Source organism: Clostridium sp. DSM 17811 (assembly GCF_018861905.1).
Classification (GTDB): Bacteria; Bacillota; Clostridia; order Clostridiales; family Clostridiaceae; genus Clostridium_AD; species Clostridium_AD frigoriphilum.
Map to the genome: position 1 here is coordinate 37433 of NZ_JAHLDU010000019.1, position 18754 is coordinate 56186.

Consider the following 18754-nt stretch of genomic DNA (forward strand, 5'->3'; position numbering starts at 1 on the left):
ACGTTTTTTATTTTAAATCCATAATGGTACATGTATAAAGCAGGTTTTACATTTCTTTTTTTATACCGCGACTTATTGTGTTTTCATAATCTATAAATTCATATACGTCTTTCTCAAATAAATCACTAAAACTTTTAAGTTCATCTAAATTTAATTCTTCAATTGCCTTATTTTTTTTCTCACATGTAATAACAATATTTCCTATAACGGAGTGAGCATCTCTAAATGCCATTCCCTTATTAACAAGATAATCTGCAGCTTCCGTAGCATTTAAAAAACCTCTTTTAACTGCATTATGCATATTATCTTTTTTGATTTTTAAAGTTCCTAACATTTCATTCATAATTTTTATGCATTTTAATACTGTATCAACAGCATCAAAGAAAGGTTCTTTATCTTCTTGCATATCTTTATTATAGGCAAGTGGGATTCCCTTCATAGTTGTAAGGAGACTCATTAAATCTCCGTACACTCTTCCAGTTTTTCCTCTTATTAATTCTGCTGCATCTGGGTTTCTTTTTTGAGGCATTATACTACTACCTGTGGAGAACTCATCACTAATTTCAATGAAATTAAATTCTTTAGTACTCCATAAAATTAATTCCTCACTAAGTCTACTAAAATGCATCATTATTATAGAGAATGCAGATAGAAGTTCTAATAAATAATCTCTATCACTTACTCCATCCATAAAATTATCTACAGGCTTTTTAAACTCTAACTCTTTTGTTGTAAATTTTCTGTCAGTATCATACGTTGTTCCAGCAAGAGCACAACATCCAAGAGGATTTTCATCCATAATTTCAATAGCACTAGTAAGCCTTTTTTTATCTCGACTAAGCATACTGTAATATGCCATTATATGTTGCTTAAATGTCACTACCTGAGCTCTTTGCATATGTGTATAACCTGGCATTATAACAGCATTTTCATTCCCTAATATTTTAATTGTTTCTAAAATTATATCTAAATTATCAATAACATCCAAGGCCTTATATTTTGAATATAATCTCATATCTACTGCAACTTGATCATTTCTGCTTCTTGCTGTATGGAGTTTTTTGCCTACCTCACCTATGGTTTTAATAAGGTTTATTTCCATAAAGCTATGAATATCCTCATAATCGCCTTCGATTTTTAATTTACCTTCTTTGATGTCAGACATTATAGAATTTAAACCGTCAACTATAGTTTTACTTTCCTCATTTGTTAGAATGTTGCATTTTGCAAGCATTTTAACATGAGCAATACTTCCAATAATATCTTCATAATACAATTTTTTATCAAAGCTAAGAGAACTATTAAAGTCCTCCATAAGCTTACTTTCTTTACTCAAAAATCTTCCGCCCCAAAGTTTCATATTGTCACCCACTTTACCTTTTGTATATTTTGTAATTTTTATTTAAAATTATTTAAATGTTTATATGCTTTTATTTTACTTGGTAATGCGAACAAGTTAATAAATCCTTCTGCATCTTTATGATCATATAATACGCTAGCTCCAAATGAAGATATACTTGCATCGTATAGTGCATTAGGCGATTCTTTACTTGCTACCATAATATTTCCTTTATAAAGTTTCAATGTAACAGATCCTGTTACAGTTTCTTGAGTTTTATCTACAAATGCATCAAGAGCTTCTCTCATTGTAGTAAACCAAAGTCCATCATAAACAAGTTCTCCGTATTTTTGTGATACTTGGTATTTATAGTGAAGAGTATCTTTATCTATAGTTATTTCCTCTAGTTCTTTATGAGCTGCATAAAGAACAGTACCACCTGGTGTTTCATATATTCCTCTTGATTTCATTCCAACAAGTCTATTCTCTACTAAATCTACAACACCTATTCCATTTTCTCCACCAATTTTATTTAATATCTTAACGATATCTATTGGTTCAAGTTTGACGCCGTTAACTTTTGTAGCAATTCCCTTTTCAAAATATATTTCTACAAGAGTAGGTTCATCTGGAGCTTGTTCTGGAGGTGTAACCATAAGGTACATTTCTCTTTTGTGATCATTTTTAAAATCTTCAATATCTCCGCCTTCGTGACTTGCATGCCATAAGTTTTGATCAACTGAATATATTTTTTCCTTACTAACATTTATTTCTATACCTCTAGCATTAGCATAATCGATAGCATCTTCTCTTGACGTTATATCCCAAATTCTCCAAGGAGCAATAATCTTAATAGACGGATCTATAGCTGCTATTGCAACTTCAAATCTAACTTGATCATTTCCCTTACCAGTACATCCGTGACATATATATTTTGCCCCTTCTTTATGTGCAATTTCTACAAGTTTTTTAGCTATTAATGGTCTTGCATAAGCTGTACCTAATAAATACTTTCCTTCATAAGTAGCATTTGCTTTAACACCTTTAAACACGTACTCTTTGATGAACTGAGCTGTTAAGTTCTCAATATATATTTTCACAGCTCCTGAACTCATAGCTTTTTTCTCAATTGCTTTCATATCATCCTCTTGTCCAACATTAATACATGCTGCTACAACATCCATATCATAGTTTTCCTTGAGCCAAGCTATTATTATAGAAGTATCTAATCCCCCTGAATATGCTAAAACTACTTTTTCTTTCATTTTAATTTCCCCTTTCAATTTTGTTTATTTTGTACTAATATCAACCTATTAATTATTTTGGTGAATAATCATGTTTACTAACTTGTAATTAATTTTATGAATAATAAGCGTTACCCTAAAGTACTTTATTTAAAAACTCTCTAGTTCGCCGCTCTTTAGGAGCCATAAACAATTCTTCTGGCGTTCCCTCTTCTACTATTTTTCCTCCGTCCATGAAAATTACTCTGTCTGCAACATCTTTTGCAAATCCCATTTCGTGGGTTACAACAACCATTGTCATGCCTTCTTTTGCAAGATCTTTCATTACGCCTAGAACCTCTCCAACTAGTTCTGGGTCTAATGAAGATGTTGGTTCATCAAATAACATTATGTCAGGTCTCATAGCGAGTGACCTTGCTATAGCTACTCTTTGTTTTTGACCTCCTGATAACTTGGATGGGTATTCATCTACCTTTTCTTTAAGGCCAACCTTTTCAATAATTATTTTTGCTCTTTTTAGCACTTCTTCTCTCTCTTCATGTTTAACTGTAATTGGAGCTTCGATTACATTTTGCATTACAGTCATATGATGAAATAAGTTAAAGTTTTGAAATACCATACCTACTTTTTCAATGGTATTTCTCATATGCTTTTTATTTTTAACATCTAACTTTTCTCCCTCAATAAAAACCTCGCCATCATTGGGTACTTCAAGATGATTTAAACACCTTAAAAATGTGCTTTTTCCTGAACCAGAAGGACCTATTATAACTAACACTTCTCCTTTTTCAACAGTTACATTTAGACCTTCAAACACTGTTAGTTTACCAAATTTTTTAGTTAAGTTTTTAGTCTCAATCATATACATCCTATATCACCTCTGCTAATATACTGACAGTTTTTTTTCGTAATGTGAAAATACTGTAGTAAAAATTGTTGTCATTAAAAGATACAAACATCCTGCTATAAAGAAAGATTCCATTGGTCTAAATGTTGATGCAGATAAAATCTGTGCTTTTCTCATAACTTCCGACATAGTAATGGTTGACACCAATGACGTATCTTTAAGCATTGTTATAAACTCATTACCAACTGATGGAATAATTATCTTGAAAGTTTGTGGTAATACCACTCTTTTCATAGTATCTATATAAGTGAATCCTAAGGATCTGCAAGCTTCAAATTGCCCCTTATCTACCGATAGTATTCCACCTCTTATTATTTCTGCCATATATGCTCCTGAATTTAAACTAAGTCCTATTATTGCCGTTTGAAAGGGTGAAAGCTGAACACCTACAAATGGTAATACATAATAAAAAGCAAATAATTGAAGAAGCATAGGCGTTCCCCTGAATATCCAGGTGTAAAACCCTGCTACACAAGCCAGCAATTTATTTTTAGATAGTTTCATTAATGCTGTAACTATCCCTATTAAAGTTCCGATTACTACTGATATTATAGTTAGTTCTATTGTAAGCAAACTTCCTTGTAATAACACAGGAAACATTTCTTTTAAAATACTTATATCCATTCTTGACCTCCCAATATTTCCCTAAAGCAAATAACAATTATTAATATCTATTTCTTATATGCGTCAAATCCGAACCATTTTTGAGAAATCTTAGAAAGGGTCCCATCGGCTTTTAGTTCATTAAGTGCTTTTTGCACAGCTGCTTGTAATTCCTTATCTTGTTTTTTAAATCCAATTCCAATAGGTTCTTTACTAATTTGTTCATTTAGAACTTTGAATTGGCCGGGCTTCTTGGCTACATAATATTGGCCAACTTGAGCATCCATAACTACTGCATCTACTCTTCCAATTGATAAGTCTTGGTATGCATCCGTAATTTTGTCATACCTTTTAACTTCCTTAAGTCCCTTCATCGCTGTTGCTGCGGTATCGCCTGTAGAACCTAACTGACAAGATACTATTTTACCTTTTAAATCATCTATTTTTGTTATTTTCGTATTTCCTTGTTTTACAATAGCAACTTGACCACCCATCACATAAGAGTCTGAGAAGTTTATACTCTTTTTTCTAGCATCTGTAATACTCATAGCTGAAATTATAACATTAAATTTTGATGATCCAAGAGCTAAAACCATTCCATTAAAATCATTAGTAATATATTCTGTCTTTACTCCTAACTTCTTTCCTACTGCATCTCCTAAATCCACATCAAAACCAACTAACTTATTTTTAGAATCTCTAAATTCCATTGGAGGATAAGAATCATCTAGTCCTACTGTAAGTTTACCTGATGCCTTAACTGCTTCTAACGAATTAACCTTTGCTTGTTTCTGCCCACAACCGACAAGTAATACACTCGCCATAGTAACTATTAATATTATCGACATGAATTTTTTCAATTTAGCATTCCCCCATTTATTATATAATAACGTTGTGAATATTTATACATTTAATTGTATATTGAATATTCTATTTATATTTTCTTTGATTACTGACAGCCGACTTATTTTATTGGTTTAACTGGCTTTCTTTTATTTATTATATATTACTTTTAATAATAATGCAATGTATTTTACTAATATTTATTCATTATATGTGATAATTATGCATGATATATCATGAAAACTTTTTCAAACTAGCCCATTTAATGATTTTGACAAAAAAATAAAAATGCCATTAGCTTTATAATAAGCCAATGGCATTTTTATTTTTTTATAAAACAGTTAATCAGCCATATTGAATACTTCTAAATCTTCACTTCTAATATTTTTCTTCATAATCTCTACTAATGCTTTTGCAGTGTCCAGAGATGTTAATATACCTAAAGAACTTTCAATTGCTGTTCTTCTAATTCTAAATCCATCTGTTTTTGAATCATTTCCTTTTGTAGGGGTATTTATAACTAAATCAACATGCCTGCCTTTAATTACATCAATTATATTAGGCGTTCCATCTGAAATCTTTTTAACCTCTATGGTATCAATTCCATTATCTCTTAATAGCTTAGCTGTACCCTTCGTCGCTATAAATTTATAATTAAGTTCACTAAATCCCTTAGCTATATACAAGAATTCATCATAATCTAGTGGGTTTATTGTTGCAAGTATAACACCGTTTTCTTTTTTTACATTCATCCCAGAAGCAATAAAACCTTTATATAAAGCCTCATCAAAAGTTCTTCCTATTCCTAAAACCTCTCCAGTTGATCTCATTTCCGGTCCAAGACATACCTCAACCTCTGGAAGTTTTTGAGTCGAAAATACAGGTACCTTAACCGACACTAATTTAGGCTCCTTGTAAATTCCGAATCCATATCCCAAATCCTTTAATTTTTCTCCTAGCATTACTCTTGTAGCAAGATCTACTATTGGAACCTTACTAACCTTACTTATATATGGAACTGTACGGCTAGCCCTTGGATTAACCTCTATGATATAAAGTTCATCTTTGAATTCTATAAATTGAATATTAACCATACCTATAACTTCAAGGCCTATTGCTATTTTTTTTGTATATTCTAATATTTTATCTTTTATATCATCTGATATATTTTGGCTTGGATATATTGTAATACTATCTCCAGAATGAACCCCTGCTCTCTCTAGATGTTCCATAATTCCTGGGATTAATATTTCTTCACCATCACAGATAGCATCAACTTCTATTTCTCTACCTAATAAATACCTATCAATAAGAACAGGATTTTTCTTATCCTTTTCAAATGCATTTTTTAAATAATGTCTTAGTTCCTTTTCCTCATAAGTTATTTCCATTCCTTGTCCACCTAATACATAAGACGGCCTAACTAAAACAGGGTATCCTATATTTTCAGCCTCACATAATCCATCTTTTATATTCCAAACTGCTTTTCCTTTGGGTCTGTTTATATTTAATTTTTCTAGTAATGCATCAAATTTCTCTCTGTCCTCTGCTGCATCTATTTGATCAGGTTTAGTTCCGTATATAGGTATCTTTTTTTCACTTAAGAACTGAGCAAGTTTAATAGCTGTTTGACCTCCAAATTGAAGTATAACTCCATCTGGTTTTTCTTTTTCAACAATATTAAATACTTCTTCCTCTGTTAGTGGTTCGAAATATAATTTATCTGAAATATTAAAATCCGTGCTTACAGTTTCTGGGTTATTATTTACTATAATCGTTTCAATTCCCAGTTTTTTGAGGGCAATTACACTATGAACAGATGCATAATCGAACTCAATGCCCTGGCCTATCCTTATAGGACCTGATCCTATTACCATAACCTTTTTCCTACTACTCACTTCAACCTCATCATATTCATCATAAGTTGAAAAATAATATGGTGATAAGGCTTCAAATTCTCCACCGCATGTATCTACCATCTTATATACAGGTTTAATATCCAATGTGTTTCTAAGTTCATAAATTTCATTTGGGCATGTGCCTAATAAATCTGCTATTCCTTTATCAGAAAATCCCTTTTTCTTTAGTAGGTATAACCATTCTTTATTCATATCCTTTAGTGTAGATTTTTTTATCTTTTCTTCTTCATCTACTATCCATTTGATTTTATTTACAAAGAAATTATCTATTCCTGTAATTTCCGAAAGTTTTTCGGCTCTATAATCACGACGGAGCATCTCAGCTAAATAGAATATTCGTTCATCATCAGCAGCCATTACTCTTTTCTTTAATTCTTTTAAGCTTTTCTCTTCTAATGAATCATATTGCATTGAATATTGCCCAATTTCTAGAGATCTAATCCCTTTTAATAGTGCGGCTTCAAAGTTACTCCCAATTGCCATTATTTCGCCAGTTGCCATCATCTTTGTACCAAGCACCCTATTTGCCTCATCAAATTTATCAAAAGGCCACCTAGGAATTTTAACAACTACATAATCGAGTGATGGCTCAAAACATGCGTAAGTTTTTTGTGTTACCGCATTTTTAATTTCATCTAGTGCATATCCTAACGCTATTTTGGTTGCTACTTTTGCAATGGGATATCCTGTAGCCTTTGAAGCTAGTGCTGAAGATCTACTTACCCTTGGATTAATTTCTATGACCGCATACTCAAAGCTTTTTGGATCAAGTGCAAGTTGAACATTACAACCGCCTTCAATACCTACACTATTTATAATATCTATAGATGCACTTCTAAGCATTTGGTACTCTTTATCAGAAAGTGTTTGACTTGGTGCTACAACAATACTATCTCCAGTATGTATTCCAACAGGATCTATATTTTCCATATTACATATGGTAATACAATTACCTAAGCTATCCCTCATAACTTCATACTCTATTTCTTTCCAGCCTTTAATACTTTTTTCTAAAAGGACTTGCCCTATAGAACTTAATTGTAATCCTAACTCTAGAATTTCAATTAGTTCCTCCTCAGTTTCAGCAATTCCGCCTCCACTACCGCCCATAGTATATGCAGGTCTTACAATTACAGGATAACCTATTTCGCTTGCAAACTTTACTCCAGTGGCTACATCTGTAGCAATTTCACTTTCTACAACCGGCTGATTAATTTCTTGCATCAAATCTCTAAAAAGTTCTCTATCTTCACCTTTTTTTATTGCTTCTATAGAGGTTCCAATTACTTTTACATTATATTTATCCAAAATCCCTTTATCTGCTAATTCTACAGCTAAATTTAATCCTGTTTGACCTCCCATACCAGCAAGTAAGCTATCTGGTCTTTCCTTTGCAATAACCTTTTCTAAAAATTCTATAGTTAAAGGCTCTATATAAACAATGCCAGCAATTTCTTTATCTGTCATTATTGTTGCTGGATTACTGTTTACAAGTACAACTTCTACGCCTTCCTCTTCTAATGCTTGACAAGCCTGTGTTCCAGAGTAATCGAACTCCGCAGCTTGACCTATTATTATTGGACCTGATCCAACTACTAATACTTTTTTAATATTCTTATCTAATGGCATATGAATTCCTCCCGTATAATCTGTTATTCTCTTTTTTTTATGTATTTTATCTTATAAAAATGGCTGTTTAAATTATTCTATATAAATGTAAGAAATTTATCAAAAATCACATCTATATCCCTTGGTCCAGGGCAGGCTTCTGGATGAAACTGAACGCTAAATATTGGAAGGGTTTTATGTCTCATTCCCTCTATGGTTCCATCATTTACACTAACGTGTGTAACTTTCATATTTTCAGGAAGTTTGCTTACATAATAACCATGGTTCTGTGATGTAATATAAACCTTATTCTCTTCTATGTCTTTAACTGGATGATTGCATCCTCTATGACCAAATTTAAGTTTCCCCGTTTCCCCACCAAGGGCTAATGCTAGAAGTTGATGTCCTAGACATATTCCAACTATGGGCTTTTTACCTATAATTTCTTTTATCATTTTAATAACATCTTGTAAATCTTTTGGGTCGCCAGGTCCATTTGATAAAAACACCAAATCCGGGTTAACGTTTAATATTTGCTCTGCCATAGTATCTGCTGGAAAAATTGTTAGTTTACAATTTCTTTTTTTAAACGACCTAAGTATGTTCTCTTTTATTCCAAAATCTACAATAGCTACATGTTGACCACTGCCCTCAATTGTATAACACTTCTTTGTTGTAACCGTCATTACTGCATTACTATTGCTAAAATTCATAAGTTTTTGATCTATTTCATCTTTTGTAAGTTCTGTAGTTGCTATGATTCCTTTCATAGTTCCATTTTCTCTAAGTATTTTTGTTAATGCTCTTGTATCAATACCTTCAAGTCCTATTATTTTATTTTGTTTAAAATATCCTTCAAGATCCATTTCGCATCTCCAGTTACTAGGATAATCGCATTTTTCTCTGACAATGAACCCTTTCACCTTAGGAGATTTTGACTCTACATCTTCTAAATTAATTCCGTAATTCCCGATAAGTGGATAAGTCATAGTTACTATTTGGCCATAATAAGATGGATCCGTTAAAATTTCTTCATATCCAGTCATACCTGTATTAAAAACCACTTCTCCAACACTTTCCTCTAAATATCCAAACAAATTACCTTCAAAGATTATTCCGTTTTCTAAAATCAACTTACCTTTCATATTAAATCCTCCTTAAATTGCATAAAAGTACATATTCTTCCAAGTATACTAATAAAGATAACAAAGCAACTATTAAAATAATCACTCTGTTATCTCTCCTAATATGGTAACCGCATTTATTAATGAAATAAAAAATATACTTACAGTTTTATTGCACAAAGCAGCAGCTGCATTATATTTAATAATATTAAATTTAAAATTGACAGAATAAATAACACATGCCATAATTATCTATACTCCTTCCTAGCCTCACAGGGCTAACTTAAAAGTGTACCTTTGTTTGATTTGTAATTTCTTCTTATTTTAATGTAAATTTTACGATTTGTCAATGTATAATTATAAAATTTAATTGCAACTTTATTCAATATCAACAATACATAGCTATAATTATTATTATTTATAGATCACTTCAATGCACTTTGATCATAGAATAAATAAGGATTTAGCACGTTTTTTTAAAAATAAAAATGCGAAATAGAAAAACCGTGATTTAGGTTTTTCTATGTATAATTATACTAAGAGTTTTACGTAACTCTTCTCCATTTTATGCATGTTTAGATGTTATAATTATAATGTATTTTTAATTTAAAGTAATTAATTTTATAAATCAGACTCAGTATAGTATACAATACCCAACGCACCAGGTCCAACGTGAGTTCCGATTACTGGTCCGATAGGAGCTATATCCACTTTTTTTCCTATACATTTTTCAACTATTTTTGCAAATTCAATTGCTCCTTCAACATCATTTATGTGATGGATAATTACCTCTCCTAGTCCATGTTTTGTTATATCCTCAATAAATTTATCAACCATAGTTTGAATCGCACGTTTTTTAGTCCTTACTTTATCAAATAGTTCTGTTTTCCCATTTATTACAGTAAGAATAGGCTTTATTTGAAAGATAGTTCCAAGTAATGCACTTGCACCTCCTATTCTACCTCCTTTTTTTAAATATTCTAAAGTGTCAGGGATAAACATGAATTTACTTCTTTTGATGTTATCTTGCGTTATATTAATTACTTCCTCTATTGACTTTTCCTCATAGACTGCCCTCGCAGCTGTCAATACTGCAAATCCAAGTTGCATTGAGTTGGATCTCGAATCTATAATTTTTATCACTGCATTTGGGTACTTTTCAAGAATCATGCTCTTTGCAAGGCATGCATTTGAATAAGTTCCACTCATATCCGATGACATAAAAATACAAACCACTTCATTATTATCACTTATTTGGCTTTCTAAAATATTATACATCTCAGCAAGTGGTGGTTGCGATGAAGTTGGAATACTTAAGTTTTTACCTAGTTTTTCATAAAAAGTTTCATTTTCAATATTTATCTCTTTAAATTCCTCGTTTTTAAAAATAACACTTAACGAAACTATAGAAATATCATATTTTTCTTTTAGGTCAGCATTTATATATGAAGTGCTATCTGTTATTATTTTTATAGGCATAATCAATCCCTCGCTTATTAAATATTAAGTATATTATACTACAAATACATCTTTCAAAATGCATATAAAAAAATTAAACCACACTAATATTACATAAATGGATAACAAAATGTAATATATTACATAAATTATTAAATTATTTTGAACTTTTACAAATAGCACCCAAATACCTCGCCATATGTTATACTTATAGTGTTAAAAGTGGGTGGTATAAATAATATGATATATTAGATCAATTAAAATGAATAATATTTATAGTTAAGGCTTTAATATAATTAATATAATACAAAGGGAGGTGCTGCAAAAATATAGGTTAACACTAAGATTTCTACCTATATTTCTGAGCAGAAAAATATGAATAAAGATGACGTAAAAAATGAAGAAAATAAGGATAATAGTGAAAGTATAAATAAATTGTATTCGAATGATGACAAATCCGAAAATTATAACTCTAAAACTGGGTATGGTGCATCAAACAAGTTGAAAGATGATACGGAAAGTAAAAGATACATGAAAGAAATGCATGATATTGCAGACAAAAATGAGTTTAAAAATAACGTAGTAGTTATAGGGCTAGGAATAGTTATAGTGTCTATAATTATATTTTCTATTTTAATGAACACTTCATTTATGAAACCCAAAGCAGATGTAGTTGTAAATAAACCAGTTACAAAAAGTTCTGATACTACTGCTGCGGCTGACTCCACTAAACCTATTATTGCCCCTACTAATGTTTATGAATATTTAAATGTCGAAGCTAACAGAACCTCGCTTTTAAAAAAAGCAATTACGTTAAATCACGGAAGCAAAAAGGGAATCAACGTATACCTCTTATCTGAAATTTTAAGATCTAATACCTATGCTATTTCCGCAGAAACAACAACTGTTAAACAATTGATGGCATCCTTAATATCTATGGATTGGAAAAAGAATCGCGACGTATCGCAGTTGAAAAAGGGTGATATATGTTTCACTACAGATATGCCAGACAAAGTCGGTACACCTTCTCATGCGTACATATTTATGGGTTGGGTAAAAGAAGGCAAGACTGATTATGCTAACATATGTGATGGACAAGTCGAAGAATTTGGTAATATACTTCATAAAAGGAATTTATCTATTGATACTACAGATAAAGATAAATTTAGCTTTTTCCTTAGAAAATAAAATGTTTTTAACAAACCTAATGAAAATAATACCCTAGGATATCCTTGGGTATTATTTTTATTGCCTTTTTTAAATAAAACAAAGAGCCGTGTATATCTGAAACAAAAAATGTCTTCACTTAAAAAAACTCCCTTTCGAAGATATTAATTCTTATGTTTTATAATTCCTATAGCTGTACCTATAATATATGTATCTTCACTATCAATAACAATAGGTTTATATTTTTCATTTTCAGGCATTAGTAATATTCTATCACGACCTATGGAAAGTCTCTTTAGAGTAGCATTTCCACCTATATCTACTGCCACAATATCCTTATTGTTTGCTGCTTGTTCCTGCCTTATAACAACATAATCCCCATCATCTATGTTAGCTCCAATCATACTATCACCTTTAACTTTTAAAATAAAAGGATTCTTAATTCCCTTTAACCAATACTTCGGGATGTAGAAATTGCCTTCTATTTCGGAATTAATCTGTATAGGTTCCCCTGCTGCTATATCACTGTATACAGGAAGTTCCACTAATTCCTCATTTATGTACTCATAGTCACCTTTTTCATCATTTACTATAATATCAGATATTCTACTGTAATCCCTCATAAAGTCATATGCTCTGCCATGTCTTATATCACAATATTGAAAATTCTCTAGATCATCAACATTCAAATTGTTAACTATTATATCCTCATGGGTTTCCATAGGTTTTTCTTGAGATTCGTAATTATTTTTAAATATATATGATTTTACTTTTTCGTCTAGAGGCCTAATATTAACTCTTTTGCCTTTTACCATCCATGAATTAGCATTATATTCCCCATCTATATCAACAAGAAATGTCATAGTAGAATAAGATTTTTGTTTATAAAGAGCATTAATAAACTCCAATTGCACCTTAGTTAAATTATCACTTTTGTCAATTATAATATGAGTATACTTGCCCATTGAAACAGACTGTAACATTTTCAGTGCATATATATTAACATCTTCGTCATCAACGAAGTTTTCCAAATTAAGCTTTTCATTATACATAATCATAAGTTCATATATCGCTTTTCTAGCAGTAGAATTTTTATTAATTCTTTGTGGACCTTGGCCTTTTTCACATTTTCTACCTGTTCTATTTACTTGTAGATACAAATCGGCTTTCAAGTAATTACAACTTTTAACCCACTTTACCTCATCTATAAAAAACTGAGTATAATCGATCTGTAGTATTCTTAATCTTGGATAATTATCCTTAACTTTCAATATACAATCTTTCATAATATTTTTCTTATCATTCTCTATAATTATTTCTTTTTTTAATTTATATCTATCTTCGTATTTCAAAAAATATTTGTACATAATACTTTCTAATGTAAGCACTTGGGGTTTTATTTTCTCATTAGAAAATATACTTAAATACTCGAATCTAGTTTCTTCCTGTGCTACTATGTATGTATTTTTAATAGAATTTATATCCTCTTCATTAGATGTAAGCATTAATACTTTATCATCATCGTATAAACAATAGTTATTTTTTAAATAGAGGCTTCTATAAATGGCTGCAGTTGTTTTACCTGTTCCTTTAGCACCTCTAATTAAACTATATCTTGAGGGTTTGCTATGAATCATTCTATGTTGTTTTAAACCTAGTTCCATTTAATCACCTCCACTGTCGCTATAATGATATTATACAATAATATCCCCCTTAAAGTAAAATTTATTGATTCATTTATAAAATTTTGCAATTTTACTTCTTTATATATAAAATATAACTTCAAATAAATTAGTCAAAAAATTTGAAAAATTACCAATATAACAACATTGGATTTATGAATATCTTTACGCATTTACTGAGCATAATAAGTAATATATTAAATTATTAACTTATCTAAATATAATAAATTAGAGGTGATTTATATGAATGGAAAAATGATGAGTCTTATTATTTCTTCAACTATTGTAGCTAATAGTTTTACAGGCGTTTGTTATAGTAAAGGTCTTAAAAAAATTTCAAGTGAAAATGCAAAAAACGAATCCATTGGATATAATAAATTTGTTGATACAAAAACACATGATATAGTAAATTTATTTAATAATGTCTTTAATAATACTGAAAACCATAATGGAGTAAGTACTAAAGAATATAGTTGGTATTTTCAGCCTAAAAACGATAATACTCCACCAGACGGTCCTAAAGAAACTAGTCAACTTATATCTAAATATGATTGTTTTCATTTAGGCGATACATCAAAAAAAGTATTATATCTAACATTTGATGAAGGTTATGAAGCTGGATATACTGCTCCAATACTAGATGTTTTGAAAAAACATAATGTAAAAGCAGCATTTTTTGTAGTAAAGCCATATATCACTTCAAGTCCAGATCTAATCAAACGAATGGTAACCGAAGGGCACTTAGTATGTAACCATAGTAATCATCATCTTTCAATGGCCTCTATAAAAGATGAAGAAAAATTTGATAAAGAATTAACTGATGTAGAAGATGCTTTTGAAAGTATTACTCACAAAAAAATGTCCAAGTATTTTAGACCTCCTATGGGTAAATATAGTGAATTATCCCTCCTATATACTAAAAACTATGGATATAAAACTATATTTTGGAGCTTTGCTTATATGGATTGGCTTGCAGGTAAACAGCCATCACATGAAGATGCAAAAAAACGTATAATGCAAAGAACCCACAATGGTGGAATTATGTTACTACATGCAGTATCAAAAACCAATGCTGAAATATTAGATGATGTGATAACGCAGTGGGAGAAGCAAGGTTACGTATTAAAAAGCTTAGATGAATTGCCTATTAAAAATTAATTATCACATATGGTGATATAATTAATTTTTTTAGTACTATAATGTATTTTTTTAAATGATTATAAATACTACAATTTATTAAACTAAATTGTAGTATTTATATTTAAACAATTTATCAGTATTATAGGCTTTTATTAAGATCAAGCATTATTTTTATTACACCTAATATTAATAAATGCATTGGATAAAATACATAAAAAGCATATTTTAAATCTTTACCCTTCTTACCATTATATTTAAATATAAAAATTAATGATAGAATTGATAATATTTGAATAAACCAACTAGGATTCATTGATTTACCTTGAATTTCAAACACATATAGCAAAATTTCTGATGCGTTAAATACTAAGTATACAATAACTTGCGATATAAGTATTTTAACTTTGTTATCTCTAAAAATATAAAAAGATAATATAATAGCAACTCCATAAAATCCATAATCTGTATTAAAAGTTTCAGCTATTAGGCCTAATGCTAAAACACTTATTATTTTGAAAAACTTTGACTCCCCTTTGTCCCATATACGGATTGCAATTAGCCCAATCGCTAAAGTAAAGAAAATATTTAAATGCAGATATGGACTACCCGTGAGGAAGCTTAAAAAGTCAAAGAAACTATTAATTTTAATTTGTTCACTAAAAGCTACCGAAAAAGGCAATTGAGATGCTGCTGCAAATATCAAAAGCCTATATAAATACCTATAAAAGGAGTTTGTTTTAGAATACCCTACAGCAATCAAATAAGCAAATATAGGAAATGATAATCTGCCTATCATTCTAAGGATTATAACCTTTGGGAAAATCACTGCCCCTATATGATCAATTAGCATTAATATACATGCAATAAATTTTAACATGCTAGTTGTCATAAATACCGCCCCCAATAAATACATATTCATTTGATTATAGCATTTATTTCATAGCTTTGCCTTATTATGTTTTAATATTACCCGTGTTATTAATAAATAAATAAAAAGATTACTTGTATTTAAAGATGCAAAAATTCCCCAAAACCAATAGTATTTCTCTCCACGTTTTCTTGCATCACGAAATACCCAAGCCCCTTCCATTAATACAATAGGAATAGCTATCGTTAGTACTAAAATTAATTTCATTTTTGAAATACCCACTAAAATTCACTCTCTTTTCTTCTGGTAACTGAAATAGGTATTATTATACAAGGAGCAATGATTGCTATAAAAATTTGAGATATAATTAATATCCTATAATCGATTTTAATTATTGCTATTGCATATAAAGAAACAATTATAAAAGATGATAATATAAACAAAATAAATTCTTTACTAGCCTTCCTGCTTTCTTTTATAGATTCTCCTTTCTCTATTATTCCTAATGTATCTATATTAAAATCAAATATATCTTCATTTAGAACATTCATTATTATAGCTGCAGAATTTAGCTTGTTTTTAAACTCTAAAGCTTCATCGCTATACTTTATGTCTTTATCTACATTCTTCTGATCTTCATTGTACAATTCATTAATTAAAGAGTTTTTAATCTTATCAGATAAAGAATTTTTATTACCACCCGAATCCTTCATTTATATTATCTCCTTTCTCTCAATTTCTTTTATTATATATTTGACAGCATTATGAAGTCTTGACCGAACTGTCCCAAGGGGACAGTTTATAATTTCTGATATTTCAACATACTTATAACCATAATAGTGTTTTAAAATAAATACAACTCTTTTCTCGTAGGGTAACTCTAAGATTATTTTCATTATCTCTTTATACTCATAATTTTGTATTACAATGTCCTCCAATTGCATGCCATTATCAACTAAAATCTCATCTGATAACTTAAACCTTTTGTTTTTTCTTAAATAATCCCTGTAAACATTAGTAGCTATTTTTATTAACCAGGTAGAAAATTTAGCCTTAGGCTCAAACTTGTTTATATTAAGTACAGCTTTGAGCAATGCATCCTGAATAATATCTTGTGCTAAATAGGGGTCTCCTACCATTTTAATAACATATCCTTTTAAAATATTAAGATTATCTTCTAAAAGGGTATTTAATGCGCTCTTATTTCCATTCTTAGCTTTATTAATAAGTTCTACCTCACTCAAATAATAATCACCCCTAACAATCATTTAACGAAGAAATGCGCTAAAAAGTTCATTATATTTATAATTATTTGTTATTTTAAATTTCCTGCATTATTCCATATTAATACATAGGCTTTACTAATGTAAGAAAAATAGTAGGGAAGACACCTCTTAGTGTCCTCCCTACTATTTTATTTATTGTTTTATGATTTACTATTTCTATTTATCAGAAGTCTTTTTCCCATAAATTTTATGTAATATTAAATCATATTGTCCTAACTTATCTGCTAACATATGCCAATTTTTATGTTCAGCATTTGCCACATTTGCTTGATTATTTTCAACATTTTTTAGCCTTAAGCTAATATCCTTAATATCCTTTTGCATTTCTATTAGCATTTCTTTTATTTCGTTATCCATAATGTTCTCCTTATGACTTTCCATCTTAGATGATGTTAACAAAGGTTCTACTATCATAACATTAACATCACTATAATTTATTTTTTATAGAATTCCTTAATAGTTTGACAAACAAATTCTACTTCTTCCTCAGTTATTTCTGGATATATAGGAAGTGCAATGATGCTCTCACATGTTTTTTCAGCTATTGGGAAATCTCCTTTTTTGTATCCGAGGTACGCAAAACATTTTTGAAGATGAAGTGGGATTGGATAATAAATACTAGTTCCTATTTCATTTGCTTTCAAATATTCCGAAAGCTCATCTCGCTTGTCAGCTAATATATTAAATGCATAATAAACTGATTCCTGATTACCTATTATTTTAGGTATTTTAATAAACTCGCATTCTTGTAACCTTTTCATATATAATTTTGCAATATGATCTCTTTTTTTAATTGCATCTTTTATATACTTAATTTTAACTTGTAATATAGATGCTTGAATTGCATCTAGTCTTGAATTATATCCAATAAAATCATAATGATATTTTTTAGACGCTCCATGAACTCTATACATCTTAGCAAGGTTTGCTAAGTTTTCATCATTGGTTACTATCATCCCTGCATCGCCATATGCTCCTAAAGTCTTTGTTGGGAAAAATGAGAATACGCCAAAATCGCCTATTGTACCTGCATGTTTATAGTCAGCTCCATTACCTTTCCATCTCATACCAAAAGATTCTGCTGAGTCTTCAAGAACTCTTAACTTGTGCCTACTAGCTATATCCATAATTTTATCCATATCACTCATTTGTGAAAACAAATGGATTGGAAGAATTCCTACAGTATCTTTTGTTATTTTTTCCTCGATTTTGCTGGCATCTATACCAAAAGTTTCTTCTTCAATATCAACAAATACAGGTTTTGCACCATTTTTTGCTATGCAAGATGCAGAAGCTAAGAAAGTAAAAGGTGAAGTTATTACTTCCTTTCCCTCTTTAAAACCAAGTATGTCAGATGCCATTACCAAGGCATCTGTACCTGATGCAACACCAATTGCATATTTAGCTCCAGTAAATTCTTTAACTGATTCTTCAAAGTCAGTTACCTCTTTACCGAGCATTGATACTCCTCTTTCCATAAATCCTAGAACAGCATTGTCGAATTCTGATTTTTTCTCTTGATATTCTCTTGTCGGTGTAAAAAATTTAACTTTCATAATATGGCCT

18 protein-coding genes are annotated in these 18754 nt (G+C 30.1%); 2 read left to right on the forward strand and 16 right to left on the reverse strand.

Annotated elements, in window-relative coordinates:
* Positions 1 to 46: 46 nt before the first annotated feature.
* The 9 genes from argH to KPL44_RS18755 form a co-directional block, all read right to left on the reverse strand.
* Complete coding sequence (argH, locus tag KPL44_RS18715; protein ID WP_216253271.1) at positions 47 to 1360, reverse strand: argininosuccinate lyase; 1314 nt, start codon at positions 1358 to 1360, stop codon at positions 47 to 49.
* Between the two features lie 38 nt (positions 1361 to 1398).
* Positions 1399 to 2604 (reverse strand): argininosuccinate synthase, encoded by a 1206-nt coding sequence (locus KPL44_RS18720; protein ID WP_216253217.1) that lies wholly within the window; start codon positions 2602 to 2604, stop codon positions 1399 to 1401.
* A gap of 115 nt (positions 2605 to 2719) precedes the next feature.
* Entirely contained in the window at positions 2720 to 3451 is a 732-nt protein-coding gene (locus KPL44_RS18725; RefSeq protein WP_301182981.1) for an amino acid ABC transporter ATP-binding protein, read from the reverse strand.
* 15 nt (positions 3452 to 3466) lie between these two features.
* Positions 3467 to 4114 carry an amino acid ABC transporter permease gene (locus tag KPL44_RS18730; protein ID WP_071612811.1) on the reverse strand — a complete coding sequence of 216 codons (648 nt, stop codon included), beginning with the start codon at positions 4112 to 4114 and terminating at the stop codon, positions 3467 to 3469.
* 47 nt (positions 4115 to 4161) lie between these two features.
* Positions 4162 to 4953, reverse strand: coding sequence for an ABC transporter substrate-binding protein (locus KPL44_RS18735; RefSeq protein WP_216108560.1), 792 nt, complete (start codon positions 4951 to 4953; stop codon positions 4162 to 4164).
* Between the two features lie 324 nt (positions 4954 to 5277).
* Positions 5278 to 8484 carry a carbamoyl-phosphate synthase large subunit gene (carB, locus tag KPL44_RS18740; RefSeq protein WP_216253228.1) on the reverse strand — a complete coding sequence of 1069 codons (3207 nt, stop codon included), beginning with the start codon at positions 8482 to 8484 and terminating at the stop codon, positions 5278 to 5280.
* Between the two features lie 77 nt (positions 8485 to 8561).
* Positions 8562 to 9608, reverse strand: a complete 1047-nt coding sequence (locus KPL44_RS18745; RefSeq protein WP_216253230.1) for a carbamoyl phosphate synthase small subunit — start codon at positions 9606 to 9608, stop codon at positions 8562 to 8564.
* 81 nt (positions 9609 to 9689) lie between these two features.
* Positions 9690 to 9833, reverse strand: a complete 144-nt coding sequence (locus tag KPL44_RS18750) for a hypothetical protein (protein WP_216253232.1) — start codon at positions 9831 to 9833, stop codon at positions 9690 to 9692.
* Positions 9834 to 10208: 375 nt separating this feature from the next.
* On the reverse strand, positions 10209 to 11066 hold the full coding sequence (locus tag KPL44_RS18755) for a DegV family protein (protein WP_216253233.1): 858 nt from the start codon (positions 11064 to 11066) through the stop codon (positions 10209 to 10211).
* A gap of 354 nt (positions 11067 to 11420) precedes the next feature.
* On the opposite strand from KPL44_RS18755, the gene KPL44_RS18760 reads away from it, so the two are divergent.
* A complete protein-coding gene (locus tag KPL44_RS18760; RefSeq protein WP_216253234.1) occupies positions 11421 to 12233 on the forward strand; it encodes a hypothetical protein in 813 nt (270 codons plus the stop codon).
* 143 nt (positions 12234 to 12376) lie between these two features.
* Here the strand turns inward: KPL44_RS18760 and KPL44_RS18765 are convergent, their stop codons facing one another.
* Positions 12377 to 13876, reverse strand: a complete 1500-nt coding sequence (locus tag KPL44_RS18765) for a S24 family peptidase (protein ID WP_216253236.1) — start codon at positions 13874 to 13876, stop codon at positions 12377 to 12379.
* Positions 13877 to 14137: 261 nt separating this feature from the next.
* Here KPL44_RS18765 and pdaA point away from each other — a divergent pair, with 261 nt between their 5' ends.
* On the forward strand, positions 14138 to 15052 hold the full coding sequence (gene pdaA / locus KPL44_RS18770; RefSeq protein ID WP_216253237.1) for a delta-lactam-biosynthetic de-N-acetylase: 915 nt from the start codon (positions 14138 to 14140) through the stop codon (positions 15050 to 15052).
* A 121-nt stretch (positions 15053 to 15173) separates the two neighbouring features.
* Here pdaA and KPL44_RS18775 read toward each other — a convergent pair whose 3' ends face one another.
* From KPL44_RS18775 to KPL44_RS18800, 6 genes are all read right to left on the reverse strand, one after another.
* Positions 15174 to 15923, reverse strand: a complete 750-nt coding sequence (locus tag KPL44_RS18775; protein ID WP_216253239.1) for a TraX family protein — start codon at positions 15921 to 15923, stop codon at positions 15174 to 15176.
* Positions 15924 to 15971: 48 nt separating this feature from the next.
* The gene (locus KPL44_RS18780; protein WP_216253241.1) at positions 15972 to 16169 is read right to left on the reverse strand and encodes a hypothetical protein; all 198 of its coding nucleotides are present in this window, start codon (positions 16167 to 16169) and stop codon (positions 15972 to 15974) included.
* Between the two features lie 14 nt (positions 16170 to 16183).
* Entirely contained in the window at positions 16184 to 16615 is a 432-nt protein-coding gene (locus tag KPL44_RS18785) for a hypothetical protein (protein WP_216253243.1), read from the reverse strand.
* Positions 16616 to 17146, reverse strand: a complete 531-nt coding sequence (gene sigY, locus KPL44_RS18790) for an RNA polymerase sigma factor SigY (RefSeq protein WP_216253245.1) — start codon at positions 17144 to 17146, stop codon at positions 16616 to 16618.
* A 198-nt stretch (positions 17147 to 17344) separates the two neighbouring features.
* Positions 17345 to 17545: a hypothetical protein gene (locus KPL44_RS18795; RefSeq protein WP_216253248.1), complete on the reverse strand. Its 201-nt coding sequence runs from the start codon at positions 17543 to 17545 to the stop codon at positions 17345 to 17347.
* A gap of 77 nt (positions 17546 to 17622) precedes the next feature.
* Entirely contained in the window at positions 17623 to 18744 is a 1122-nt protein-coding gene (locus tag KPL44_RS18800) for a DegT/DnrJ/EryC1/StrS family aminotransferase (RefSeq protein ID WP_216253250.1), read from the reverse strand.
* Positions 18745 to 18754: the final 10 nt, after the last annotated feature.